Annotated in this window: 10 protein-coding genes; 3 read left to right on the top strand and 7 right to left on the bottom strand. The window is 42.2% G+C overall.

The features are described from left to right. Window positions 1–345: 345 nt before the first annotated feature. Window positions 346–1,449, bottom strand: a complete 1,104-nt coding sequence (gene glgD / locus QNO02_RS12450; protein ID WP_091031408.1) for a glucose-1-phosphate adenylyltransferase subunit GlgD — start codon at window positions 1,447–1,449, stop codon at window positions 346–348. 26 nt (window positions 1,450–1,475) lie between these two features. Then, window positions 1,476–2,645, bottom strand: coding sequence for a glucose-1-phosphate adenylyltransferase (locus tag QNO02_RS12445; RefSeq protein ID WP_091031411.1), 1,170 nt, complete (start codon window positions 2,643–2,645; stop codon window positions 1,476–1,478). A gap of 620 nt (window positions 2,646–3,265) precedes the next feature. On the opposite strand from QNO02_RS12445, the gene QNO02_RS12440 reads away from it, so the two are divergent. Beyond that, window positions 3,266–4,267: a hypothetical protein gene (locus tag QNO02_RS12440; protein WP_289392206.1), complete on the top strand. Its 1,002-nt coding sequence runs from the start codon at window positions 3,266–3,268 to the stop codon at window positions 4,265–4,267. Here QNO02_RS12440 and QNO02_RS12435 read toward each other — a convergent pair. The 4 genes from QNO02_RS12435 to QNO02_RS12420 form a co-directional block, all read right to left on the bottom strand. Then, window positions 4,264–4,986, bottom strand: coding sequence for a methyltransferase domain-containing protein (locus tag QNO02_RS12435; protein WP_289392204.1), 723 nt, complete (start codon window positions 4,984–4,986; stop codon window positions 4,264–4,266). The two genes, QNO02_RS12440 and QNO02_RS12435, sit on opposite strands and share 4 nt — an antisense overlap. 43 nt (window positions 4,987–5,029) lie before the next feature. Then, window positions 5,030–5,968, bottom strand: coding sequence for a tyrosine-type recombinase/integrase (locus QNO02_RS12430; protein ID WP_289392203.1), 939 nt, complete (start codon window positions 5,966–5,968; stop codon window positions 5,030–5,032). Between the two features lie 160 nt (window positions 5,969–6,128). Next, on the bottom strand, window positions 6,129–7,280 hold the full coding sequence (locus QNO02_RS12425; protein WP_289392201.1) for an iron-containing alcohol dehydrogenase: 1,152 nt from the start codon (window positions 7,278–7,280) through the stop codon (window positions 6,129–6,131). A 246-nt stretch (window positions 7,281–7,526) separates the two neighbouring features. Next, a complete protein-coding gene (locus tag QNO02_RS12420) occupies window positions 7,527–9,221 on the bottom strand; it encodes a M3 family oligoendopeptidase (protein WP_289392200.1) in 1,695 nt (564 codons plus the stop codon). Window positions 9,222–9,825: 604 nt separating this feature from the next. Between QNO02_RS12420 and QNO02_RS12415 the strand changes: the two genes are divergently transcribed. Continuing rightward, complete coding sequence (locus tag QNO02_RS12415) at window positions 9,826–10,581, top strand: hypothetical protein (protein WP_289392199.1); 756 nt, start codon at window positions 9,826–9,828, stop codon at window positions 10,579–10,581. Window positions 10,582–10,698: 117 nt separating this feature from the next. After that, window positions 10,699–10,911 (top strand): cation:proton antiporter regulatory subunit, encoded by a 213-nt coding sequence (locus tag QNO02_RS12410; RefSeq protein WP_017688899.1) that lies wholly within the window; start codon window positions 10,699–10,701, stop codon window positions 10,909–10,911. Window positions 10,912–10,993: 82 nt separating this feature from the next. Here QNO02_RS12410 and QNO02_RS12405 read toward each other — a convergent pair whose 3' ends face one another. After that, on the bottom strand, window positions 10,994–13,741 hold the full coding sequence (locus tag QNO02_RS12405; protein WP_289392197.1) for a PAS domain-containing hybrid sensor histidine kinase/response regulator: 2,748 nt from the start codon (window positions 13,739–13,741) through the stop codon (window positions 10,994–10,996). Between the last annotated feature and the right edge of the window lie 27 nt (window positions 13,742–13,768).

The following is a 13,768-nucleotide window of genomic DNA, read 5'->3' as shown; positions in this document are numbered from 1 at the left end:
TTTTTGATTCCTTTTTAAAAGGGGAAATCCGGGGATAAAGGCGAAGCATATGCTTCCGATGCAGCTTTTTTTCAAAAAGCTTTCAGCTCCGCTTCTTCAGATCATTTCTGTCCTCTCCGTTTTGTGTAAATGTTTAAGTTGAATTTATATAGTACAAGGGTAAAATTTGAAGCCAAAGGCAAACGCTACGCTTCAGAATCGATTTCATCCCCTCCACTACGTTTGCACGCATGAGGGAGCTCTAGCAATGGGGGACCCGATGCTTAGAAAGTGTATGAACCTTAAATCCATCCTACAGGATTTTTATTTTATATATTTATAGAAGATATCGGTTACGTGTGGGCATTAGATAATAGTACTTTTCGCTAAAATGTATGGATTCGACGGGTCGCCGATCAGCGTCTGTCCTCCGGTCAGCCTCACGTCTTTATCGAGAATGACATTCTCAAGGACCGTCCCCTCACCAATGTAACATTTCTGCATGATGATGGAACCTTTTATTTTGGCACCCTTGGCCACCTGTACACCACGGAACAGAATGCTGTCCTCCACCTCTCCACCAACAATGCAGCCATTCGCGAGAAGTGAATGTTTAACATCGGCGGTATCCAGGTATTTGGCAGGCGCTTCGTATTTAATTTTGGTCTGGATCGGATCTTCCTTGAACAGTTGTTCATATTGCCCTGTGTTCAGCAGATCCATACTGTTGCGATAATAACTGTCAATGGAATTGATGACTGCGTGATAGCCATCATATGCATACGCAGCGATATTCAATCCATCCGGATTTTTTTGAATCACATCTCGGAAGAAATGACTCTCGCCATGATCAATGCAGCGTTGCACCTGGCGCAAGAACAATTCTTTTTCCATAATGAAAATTTCTGTATATATATTCGGATGATTAGCGCTTTGGTGAATGTCCACCACGTTACCGTCCCCGTCATGGTCAACTTTGACACAGGCGTCATGCTCAGGCAGCAGCTGATCTACCTTTTTGCAGACCAGTGTAACGTCCGCTCCTTTACTGATGTGATACCTGTAGACATCCTGGAGGTCTGCTTTGGTCACATGGCGACTGCCCGCATGCACAACATATTGCCCTGCCCCTCTGTGGAAAAAGTCCAAATTGTTATGGAAATGCTGCAAGTCCCCTTGTGACGTATCTGTTGGATCATTCCAGTCTGGTGGCAAAATAAACATACCCCCATGTTTGCGATCCAAATCCCAAGGCTTACCATCACCAAGATGGTCCATCAACGAGCGATATTTTCGCCGTACAAATACACCAATACTCTCAATTCCTGCATTCATCATATTGGATAGAACAAAATCGATCAGACGGTAACGCCCGGCATATGGCACCGCGGCTCCGCAGCGAAAATACGTCAATTCCTTCAATTCTTCAAGTTCATGGTCAAGGTTAATAACTCCGATCAATGGTTTCATCGCATGCACCGTCCTTTTAACTTCAATTAGGCCTTGCTGGTTATTCCTTGGCGAAGCTGACGTTCCAATTCTTCCTGATCCACGAGCAATATATCACTCTCATCTCCCGGTGCAGGCGAAATCTGTGTTCCATCAGGAATAACCAATCCTTCTGCGATAATAGCTCGGTAAATGCGCACATTTTGCCCGATTTTCACTTTTGGCATGATCACCGAATCGATGACAGCACTGTTCTCACCAACTTCAATTCCGTAGAACAGAACAGAATGATTGACCTCACCATGCACTACAGTGCCTTCACTAATAATACAATTCCGTACCTTGCCCGAAGGTGAGATATATTGTGCAGGTTGGTTCGGATTGCGTGTGAAAATACGCCAGTCCGGATCATTGAGATTAAATGGTGTGTCTTCGTCCAACAGGTCCATATTGGATTCCCACAGACTGCGAATGGTACCAACGTCTTTCCAATAACCTTCGAATGGATATGCATATAAGGATTTTTCGTTTTCAAGCAACAAAGGAATAATATCTTTACCAAAATCATAGGAGGTGGATGCCTGTTGTTCATCCTGGATCAGGAACCGTTTCAGTACATCCCACTTGAAGAGATAGATACCCATGGAAGCCAGTGTGCTCTTGGGCTCAGGAGGTTTTTCTTCAAATTCATAGATGCTATAGTCATCGTTGGTGTTCAGCACCCCGAACCGGCTGGCTTCTTCCAATGAGACATCGATGACCGATATGGTGCAATCCGCATCTTTTTCTTTGTGATACTGGAGCATTTTTTCGTAGTCCATCTTATAGATATGATCCCCTGACAGAATGAGCACATGCTCGGGATCGAATTGTTCAATAAAGTTCAGGTTGCGGAAGATCGCATCCGCTGTACCCCGGTACCAGTTGCTACCGTCTTCACGTTCATGTGGAGGAAGTACATATACCCCGCCGTTTTTCCGATCCAGATCCCAGTCACTGCCAATGCCAATATAGGAATGTAAGACAAGTGGTTCATATTGAGTTAATACACCCACTGTATCAATACCAGAATTAGAGCAGTTACTCAGCGGAAAATCAATGATTCGGTACGTGCCCCCAAAATATACAGCTGGCTTAGCCAGTGATTTGGTCAATCCTTTTAACCTCTTACCTTGCCCTCCGGCAAGTAGCATCGCTACAACTTCTTTTTTCGCCATCATTACAGCCTCCTCCACGTGCATTCGTTCTGATTCTTTTCAGAGCCCATAATCGATATTCTGTTGTGTGGACACTGTTGTCTTGATTAGGAGCATGCTGTACAGATGTGTAACTGGATGAATCTTATTGCAGTTGAACTTCTGGATTGTAAAGCCTGAAATAGAGATGATGCTGGTGTAGAATTGCTTGACTGTCTTACAGAGGTGAATGTTAGATGCAGAACTTAAGGTGTAGCTCGTGAACAATGAAATAGACTACTCCTATTTAACATTAAACACGAAACGGACCGGGGAATCTTGCTGGAAAACATCGACATCAAGTTGCGGGTGAGATTACCCTTTCTCGTGCCGTTGTTGTTCATATTGTATTCGATAAAAGGGAACCAAACTCCTTTTGGAAAATTCATGGTAAAACTGCGACACTACTAGACCCATAAACCTATAAAATCAAAAATGCAGGTCTTACGAATCAGAAAACAGCAATTTATTTGTAAATTTTTAGAGGAATATATAGAAATGTGTCGAATAGTTAGATGTAGTATAGAAGTTATGATCAGAATTGCCAAAGCAATCTATCAGAAAATTACATACTAATAACTATAAATTATTTGGAGGTTACCTTGAGTCCATTAACTAACTGTTACAAAGTGAAACTAATAACGAGATCTGACGACGAAGACTATATTAAAGCCTTAAAGATTTATGAAGATCAAACTCCTGTTGAAATACAAACCGCTACAAATGAAATCTCTTATTGGATAGAAAAGAGTAAGGACAGTGTTGATTTTACTTTTATGGTTTTTGCAGTATATTTGGATAATACGGTCATTGGATACTCACAGACCTCTTATTTTTCGCAAAATAGATTTGTGTTATTCGACTACATCACATTCAGTAAAGATTTTAGAGTAAATGCTGTGTTTTTTCCTGTATTCAGTTTGATTAAGAGTTACTTTAAAGACAGAATGAATTTACCTGTAGATTATTGGATTACTGAAATAAGTGATCGTGATAATGGGAAACAAATCGATAAAGAAAGTGCATTCCTAAAAAAACTTTTATACATGGAAAATTTTTGTTCTATTGATATTGATTACGTCCAACCACAGTTAGGAGGTACTAATTATGAAAGTTCATTTCCATGTAAACTCTACCTGCAAACGAACTCAGAAATATTTCAACTATCAAAAGAAACTGTAAATAGTATTGTGAAAAGTATTTACTATGCTTATTACTTCAACTGGTATGTTCCATTCCTTAAAGATTCTGAACTAAAAATATATAAAAGCAATTTAGATAAACACTATGATTATTTCAAGAAGAGTATCTACGATAAAGAAAGCATTTCGGTTAAATATAATAAGAATCTTCTTGATGATGCTCATTCACAGATAACTTCTGGATCAGTCCCAGCTAGTAAAAAAAAGAGTAAAACATTGAAATACTCTTTTTTTGTATCTTGTGTCATTGTTATTCCTATACTGGTTGTCGTTTTATCAAATCTATTATTTAAAATCTTTGGTTTTGAGTTGGACATCACGTCTAGTTTTTCAGGAATAATGCCTGCAGTACTTTCAGCTATAGTAGTCTGGTTAACAAGCAGGAAAGGTGAAAAATTTTAATTCTTTTGGCACAGCAATATTACATTATGGCTTTTTCTTGAGAAAAACGGAATAAAACGAAAGAGCGGGTCTAGTTTAGCATATGGCGCCGCTTTATTTTCGTTTTTAAACAATCTATACGCAAAACTGCTTAATATGTGGAATCTTCTTGAATTAATTATTTTGAAATTATGTTCCTTAAGTAATGTTTGAATGTATTGGTTGGAGTAAACCCATAATTTATGTTCTGAGTCAAAATATTTTGTGATTGCCATGCCAACATTTTTTTTATGTATAGGTGTTTTGTAGAACTCCATGCTCCAACTACTTTCAAACTCTAAGATTAAATAACCTTTAGTAGATACTACTTTTGAAAATTCTCTTACACAGGTAGAGGCGTTACAATAATTCAGAACACTTCCAACACAAATAACTACATCGAACATATTCTCTTCGTATGGAATATTCTCCACACTTCCTACAGCATGATTTATAAATTTAGATATATGTTTATCTGTTAAATCTAAGTGGTACATTTCTTGATCAAGATCATATGTACTGCCACCTGAACCTGCATTAAGTACTTTGAAAGATGTGTTTGCTCTTATTTTATTCATATATTTATTAACATACTTAATTAGCTGATTTTTTGTGTACTGATGCCAATTATCACCTTCTGGCCAGATATCTTCATGACTATCGTAAAAACTTTTTATCTCTTCGTCCTTTATCTCTTGCATTACAAGACCTCCAAATAATTTATAGTTATTTGGAGGTTTTTCTCTACACTTTTAGATTATTTCTTGGATTAAATTTCGACAGTACATCCTTCTTCCGTTCAACAGACACTTCTGTATATATTTGGGTTGTACTGACATTGGTATGTCCGAGAATTTCCTGGACTGATCGTAAATCTGCACCATTGTTCAGAAGGTGTGTAGCAAAGCTGTGCCTGAGATAATGCGGTGTTGATTTTTTGCTAACTTTAGATAAGTCCCTGTATTTAGAGTAAATATCCTCAATGGAGTAAATGGAGAGTCGATCACCATATTTGTTGAGGAACAGAGCATCAGATTGGGGGGCGAAATGTTCGCGGGCATGCAACCATGTTTTAATTTTATGGATGACCTCGCTACTTGAGATGTAGAGCAGCCGCTCCTTACGACCTTTTCCAAAAATCAATACGGTTTTCTCTTCGAGATCGATGTGCTCCATATCAATATTCACTAGTTCTCCAATACGAATTCCAATAACATAGAGCAGTTCAATAATAGCATCGTTGCGAAGGTTGATTCTTCTTCTAAAACTCGTGTGCAATTGTTTCATGTGCTCTTGTGGTGCATTTAATAACTTTTCAACCTCATTAACAGAAAGTGTCTTTGGAATACGTCTTGCCGTTTTGAATTTTTTTCCGAAACCAATAATTGGGGACTCGATTATATCACCGCTTTGAACCAAATAATTAAAAAATGCTTTAAAGCATATGTACTTTCTTTTAATGGTCGAGTCTTTAAGTGTGTGTTCACTATTTAATTGTTCCAGATACATTCGTAAATTTTCTCTGGTTACATCTTGAATATGTTTAGTATCAAGCCATTCTACAAGTCTGTTGAGATCAGACAGATAGGCTTTAATGGATTTAAGGGATAGATTTCGCTCTACGCTTAAATAAGTCTCATATTGCTTAATATAGCTGTTTAGGTTTCTTGTACTAAGTCTCATGATGCCTCCTGATGTCGATGTCATATGTTGCCAATGGCCCGACCTACATTATTACGCATTGAACTCCATTTGTGAAGATGCCCAAAGGCATATATACAATATCCAAGATTTTAAAAACAAAAAAAAGAGCCGGATTCCCTCCGACTCGATACGTTCTCACTTATATAATTTTGCGGAACAGCTCCATCACTTCATCCTTGGACGGTTGATAGGGATTGCCTGGTGCACAAGCATCTTTCATCGCGTTATCGGCAAGCAGTTCCACATCGGGATCTTTTACACCTAGTTCAGACAGTTTCTCAGGAATGCCTACTTCCTTCGATAGCTGACGGATGGCCTCAATGACGTAATCCGAACACTCTTCATCACTTCTACCCTTCACATCCATACCAATTGCCTTAGCAATATGACGGAATTTGCCGGGTACATGCTTGGCGTTCAACTCTTCCACATACGGGAGTAACATTGCGTTACAGACACCGTGCGGCAGATCATATACGCCACCCAGTTGATGCGCCATCGCATGGACATAACCCAGGCCCGCATTATTAAAAGCAATCCCGCCAAGGAAACACGCATACGTCATATGTTCCCGCGCTTCCAGATCACTGCCGTCTCTCACGGCTCTAGGCAAATATTCAAAGATCAGTTCAACAGCTGCTGCAGCTGTCGCACTTGTCACTGTAAATCCACCCGGTGTAACCATCGCTTCTACGGCATGTGTCAACGCATCCATACCCGTGGCCGCTGTGAGACTTGCAGGTTTGCTGAGCATCAGCTCCGGATCATTAACCGACAGGGAGACCAGACTATTGCGGTCCACCATCACCATCTTCACTTTACGTTCCTCATCTGTAATCACGTAGTTAATTGTCACCTCGCTCGATGTGCCAGCCGTTGTGTTAAAAGCCACAAGTGGCACGGACTTATGTTTCGATTGATGAAATCCTTCATATTCACGGATATGCCCACCGTTGGTAGCTACAATGCCAATGCCTTTGGCAGCATCCTGCGGTGAACCTCCGCCTATCGATATAATGGCGTCACAGCCATGATCCTGGAATACTTGAAGTCCATCATGTACATTCTGACATGTTGGATTAGCCTGAACCTCATCATATACTACATAGTCTAACCCTGATTTTCTTAATATAGACAGTACCTGTTCAGCAACGCCTGAAGTAATCAACTGACGATCACTTACAACCAGCGCCTTGCGGATACCCATCTGTTCAATCATCTGACCTGCTTCCTGTAAACATCCTCTACCCATCAAGTTCACGGGCGGAACATAATATGCATGTGTTGCCATTTGAACCAGCCTCCTGTAACCCCTGATTTACTATCTCCATTGTAACTGAATCCGTTTTCAGATATAGTGAAATAAATCACAATAAGTCCGATAAATGTTACACTTGAGGTTGATTTTTACCCATAATGAAAAAGACGACCCAGACACCCGAAGGTCTCCAAGCCGTCTTACTTATCTATCTTAAAGCTTTATCCAGTGCTTATACCTTACCGAAGGTACTTTCACTAAAAGCATCCTTACGAAGGTTTACAGCGCCTTATCGTTCACACCGTCAAGCCATGCCTCAATATCGCCAATTACGGAAGATACACAGCCATCCTCGAATGGAGAGTTCAATCCAGCCAGTTCAACCAATCCGGTGAAGGACAGGCTTCCTCCCGCTTTGCACAATGTCAGATAGTCGGCCCATGCGGACTTCATGTCCTCATTGCTGCGTTTCCAGAACTGGAATGCACAGATTTGTGCCAACGTGTAGTCAATGTAGTAGAACGGCGATGAGAAAATGTGACCTTGCTTATGCCAGAAACCACCCTGCTCCAGATACGCATTATCTTTGTAATTGATGTGTGGCAGATAGGTCTTCTCAATGTTGCGCCATGCCTGCTTACGCTCCGTTGGTGTTGCATCCGGGTTCGCATACACAAAATGCTGGAATTCATCCACAGCTACACCATACGGAATGAACAACAGACCAGAAGACAGGTGATCAAACTTGTACTTGTCCGTATCTTCCTTGAAGAACAACTGCATCCACGGCCATGTGAAGAACTCCATACTCATGGAATGAATTTCAGCCGATTCATATGTCGGCCAGTTGTATTCAGGCACTGCAAAATCACGGCTCTCATACACTTGGAAAGCATGACCTGCTTCATGTGTCAATACATCAATATCACCGGATGTACCGTTGAAGTTGGAGAAGATAAAAGGCACTTTGTAATCGTTCAGGAACGTACAATATCCGCCGCCCTGTTTACCTTTTTTGCTTACCAGATCCATAAGCTCGTTTTCGGTCATCATCTGGAAAAATGCATCCGTCTCTGGTGATAATTCAGCGTACATTTTTTTACCATTTTCAATAATCCAGTCTGCGTCACCCTTCGGTGTCGGGTTACCCGTCTTGAAGCTGAAGCCCTGATCGTAATAATACAGTGTATCCACATCAATCCGATTACGCTGACGCTCTCTGAGCTTGGTCGCCACAGGTACGATATAATCACGAACTTGTGCACGGAAGTTGGCAACCATCTCTGCGTTGTAATCCGTACGGTTCATGCGATCATAGCCGAGTTCCACATAGCTTGGATAACCCAGTTTCTTCGCGATCTGTGTACGCACTTTAACCAGTTCATCGTAAATGCGATCGAATTCAGCTTCATGTTCAGCCATGAAAGTGTATCTGGCTTCCGAAGCACGCTCCCGCATGGAGCGATCCGTGGACAGTTCAAATGGATGAAGCTGTGGCAACGTGCGCTCTTCACCTTCGAACGGAATTTTGGCCGATGCGATCAATTGATTGTATTCTGTGGAAAGTTTGTTCTCCTTCTGGAGTTCTTCAATAATTTCCGGGCTGAATGTTTTCAGTGAAAGATCCGCCAGTTGGAACAGCTGTGAACCCCATTTTTGTTCCAACTCATTGCGGAATTTGGAGTTAACCAGTGCACGGTAAAAATCCGTAATATATTCCTGCACAATTGGTGCATTCTCATCCAGAAATTCGTTCTCCGCTTTGTAAAACTCATCATTGGTATCAATGGAATGACGGATGTAGACCAATTGGGCTTGTGTCTCAAAATCACTGCGCAGCGCGTTAATCTGATCCATGAACCCACTCTGTTCTTCAACCGTTGCCGCAGCTTCAAAACCGCTCAACAGCTCACGGAAAGATGTCTTGATGTGCTCCAGATTCGGACGTGTATACGTATACTCACTAAATTTCATTTATGTACACCCTTTCCTGTTTGGCAGAATTTCGGGAGGATCCCGAGTTAAACTACCCCCTATTATACAAAAGAGCAGCTAAAAAATCCCATCTTTACGAAAAATATTTGTCCATCGGTCAAATTGTACAACATGAATGGTTACATATATTACGTACTTATGTAAGGTCAGTGCCTCACAATTTTCCCCACACAAATAAGCCCGCCTCGCGTTAGCGAAGCCAGCTTATAGGTTGTCTCTCTTCTTTTCACATTTAAACAATACTAGCTTTGGTCTTTATCCATAATCTGATAGAACCAGCCCATTCCGACCATGCCCACGACCATAATAACAGCCATAATAATGATATATGTCATGAATGTAACCTCCCTGCTTCCGTATATTCATCACACTACTACTAGTGTACACGGTGAAGCGCCGTTTGAATTGACCGAACATTGACAAAAATACGAAATCTTTAATTTTAATAAATGGATTATTCCCCGATCTCACTAAATCATACGTACCTCATTGCACGGTTCAAAGTTTCATCCGCCATGCTTACGGTGTATACTATACTTCTATGAAATGGAATTTGGATTTTTACGCAGAAAGGTTGAAAGACATGTCAACTCGCATCCCCTTACGTCAGTTATTTCTTACTGTTTTATTAGCCCTTATGTTATGTATTTTATCCGCCTGTGCTGATGGAGAAGCCCATCTTACGGTGAATATGGATGGATCAACGGATCTGGATCTCAATCTCAACGTAAAGAACTCCGCTCTTGGAAAAATTGGACAAGACAATCTCATGCCTTTGATCGCAGATGCATTGAATCGAAATAACTTCCAGGCAGAGGTTTCGGAACAGGGAGATAAGAAGCAACTCACAGCGACCACCCATTATGAAAAAAGCAATAAAACCAGCTTTGATACGTCCAAGTTACCACAAGGGATCAAGGTTGAACAATCAACTTCACCCGGCTTCTTCACTTCCAAGATGCACATTACAGCAGAAGCCGATCTCATGGAGTCCATGCCCGATGGTGAGATCAAAAATCAAATTAACAAGGTGCCTAGCTTTCTTAAAAACCTCTTGTTAAAAGATGTTAACTTTGACTTTAAGTTGTCTTTGCCCATCAAGGCAGCCGATTCCAATGCAGATCAGGTGGAGGATGGCGGAAAAACGCTCATTTGGCACGTTTCACCTCTCCAGATGAATAAACTGGATCTGACTGTGCAGGTTCCCAATATCCGGAATATCATCATAATTGCAGTCATTGGTCTATTAATTATCGCTGCTCTGCTCATTTGGTTTTTTGTTCGTCGCAGACGGGCCAGACAGCGCCATATCGCAAGATCACATCGCGGAAAAAATTAATTCTTCACACCAATTTTATTTGTGGCTTGCCAAACGGTGTTATGGATAGTAGAATACATCCGTACTGTGTGAACGGTTAATTTTTTATTAAGCAAAGCTAAAGAGGTGACAGGTTTCATGAATATCCGCGAATGCCCACTACCTGGTATCGGAGTTAAGTACCAGTTTGATACAAAGGGCGGCCATCAGTTAGTCATTATTGTGCATGAGGACGGACGCCGTGAATTATTCTCCGTTGATCCACAAGACAACGAAGAACTCACTCTGATTGCAGATTTGGAAGATGACGAATGTGTGACTCTCTCCGGTTTAATCGGAGGCTGGTCCTGATTTTTGTTGTCGGTGCCAACTAATTTGAGTAAATGACAGAATAACCTGTACCTTGAATTTCAAGGCGCAGGTTATTTTTTCGTTACGTTACCCTTTGAGAGCGAATATATGGAACCCATGTATTCAGTACGCGGCTAATCTCCGTGGAATGAAACGGTTTGCTGATAAAGTCCTGCATCCCGCATTTCAGACACTCCTCACGGTCACCGGCGCCTGCAAAAGCTGTAATCGCTGCAATAACCGGTATGTCTGGGTGGCTCTGTCTGATGTGGCAGGTCGCTTCAATCCCATCCATAACTGGCATTTGAATATCCATAAACACCAGGTCATATTGAACCTTGTTCAATGAATCGACGGCCTGTGCCCCATTCTCAACGATATCACACACTCCGCCAAACTTGCGCAGCATCTCCTCCAACAGATGACTGTTGACCGCTTGATCCTCAGCAATCAAAATTTTGATGTCATGGGCAAGACTAGCTCGATCCAATTGCAATTCATCATTCGTGGTGATATCGATCGGGTCATTACTTTCCTCTAACCACCGCTCCACTACGAGGGTGAACTGGAATTCTGCCCCCTCACCGATCTCACTCTGTACGCCAATCGCTCCGCCCATTAACTCCACCAGTTTTTTGCTGATCGCAAGGCCTAGACCTGTCCCGCCAAACTTACGATTGATGGCCGGATCAAGCTGTGAGAAGGATTGGAACAATTGATGCTGCTTTTCTATTGGAATGCCGATCCCTGTATCTCTCACCTTAAAGGTCAACATCAGGTTATCCTGACCATGCTCATCTGAGAAATCAGCACCTACGCTTACCATAATGCGGCCCTGCTCTGTGAATTTAACGGCATTACCCACTAGATTAATCAAAATCTGCCGGATTCGTGTCTCATCCCCTCTAATGCGTTCAGGAATGTGATCCGACACTTCATAATAGAGTTCAATATTTTTCTCTGATGCCTTCAGTGCAAACAGCTCGATCACCCCACCCAACATCGCCTTAATATCTACAGGTGCGCGCTCAAGATCCATTTTGCCTGCTTCGATTTTGCTGAAATCCAAAATTTCGTTCAAAATGTACAAAAGGGATTCGCCGCTATCAATCATGATTTCCGCAAAACCTTTCTGTTCATCATCCAGCTCGGTTTCCATTAACAGATGGGCCATGCCCATGATGCCGTTTAAGGGCGTACGAAGCTCATGACTCATGATGGCGAGAAACTCAGACTTTGCCCGGTCTGCATGCTCTGCTGCTTCCTTGGCACGTATGATGTCCTTAACAGATGTCATATCACGGAAAACCAACACTGCCCCGCGGGTTCTACCCTGATCCATAATCGGCTTCAATTGGAACTCCGCCAGGAAACTGGATCCATCCTGTCTCCAGAATACGGATTCGGTACGCGGCAGACCTCGTCCCTCACGAACAGCCTGTAGAATTGGTGTATCCTTGGATGGGTAGGGGATGCCTTCGCTCTGCATTTGGATCATCATCTGGTCAAGGGGCTTGCCATTCATTTCACTTGGACAGAAGTTCATGATCTCCGCAGCGGCTGGATTGGCAAAGTTCAGATTCCCATCCAGGTCCAGTCCGATAACACCCTCAGACATGCCATTCAAAATCAATGCCCGTTCATAACTAAGATTCTCGATTTCCTCGACGTAACGTTTGGACTCTGTAATGTCACTGGTAATCCCGTAGACCCCGACAACTTTGTCCTCAAGTATAATAGGAACATTAATCACATTTGTTTCAATTCGCTGCCCATTTTTGTGAATTAAACCTATCTCGTAGCTCTGAGCATTGCCCTTCACCGTTTCCTCAAAATGATATCGAGTCTTCTCCAGATCCACAGGATCAATGAGGTGGTCAAAAGGTCGACTCAGCAGCTCCTCCTTGGTGTGTCCTGTCAACTGTTCCTGACCCATATTGGCTTTCAGCAGATTGCCTTCCAGATCAAGAGAAGCCACACCTAGGGGATTACAGTCAAATAACGATCTGTACTCCTGCATGCTTAACTGTTGTTGCTGGCTGGCAGTGATATCCCGGGTTACAGCGACGAGCTCTATCAGTTCACCTGCACTGTCATAAACATAATGTGTAATGGTATCTGCCCACACCGTAGATCCATCCTTATGTAAAAGACGATAATTGATCCGTTTGGGAGCCAGACCCTTTCTCTGCTCTTCCACGTACGCTTCAACCATAGGCACATCCTCCGGATAGATAACAAATGTTCCCGGCTTACCTATAATTTCTTCTGGCTCATAGCCCAACATGCTCTTACATGCATTCGATACATATTTAAATGTACGACTAGAATCGGCATCATGTATTGCAATCAGATCTAATGAAGACTCCGCCAGCAGGCGAGAGATACGACTGCTCTCTTCCAATTGCTTACGTTGCACGATGAGTATTTCCTCTGCATCTTTTTGTTTCGTAATATCAGCAGCTTGTACCAGCAAATACAAGGGCTCACCATTCGTTTCATCCCTAACAATGCAAGCTCTAAGGGTTGCCCATAATAACGAACCGTCCTTTCGTTTCAGACGAACCTCCGTCTCGTACATCGGACTTGTTTCATGGGTCATTTCCCAAAACTTGCTGCGGAATTCCTCCATATGCAGATCTTCTTCGTAGATCATATGTATGACCGAAGTATCGATCAGTTCATCTTCACTGTATGCAAGCATCTCGCAAAATGCAGGATTAAGCTGCAACCACCGTCCATTTACATGCGATGCGACAGCAATGCCGATTGGTGCGTGCGTATACAATTGTTCGAACAGAGATCGGCTCTCTGTAATGGATTTCGACATTACATGTCCTCCTTTATGAGAATTCGA

The sequence above is a fragment of the Paenibacillus sp. PK1-4R genome (assembly GCF_030369595.1).
In the GTDB taxonomy this organism is placed as follows: Bacteria; Bacillota; Bacilli; order Paenibacillales; family Paenibacillaceae; genus Paenibacillus.
The sequence above is the reverse complement of the archived record's forward strand: the minus strand, read 5'-3'. Positions and strand labels throughout refer to the sequence as shown.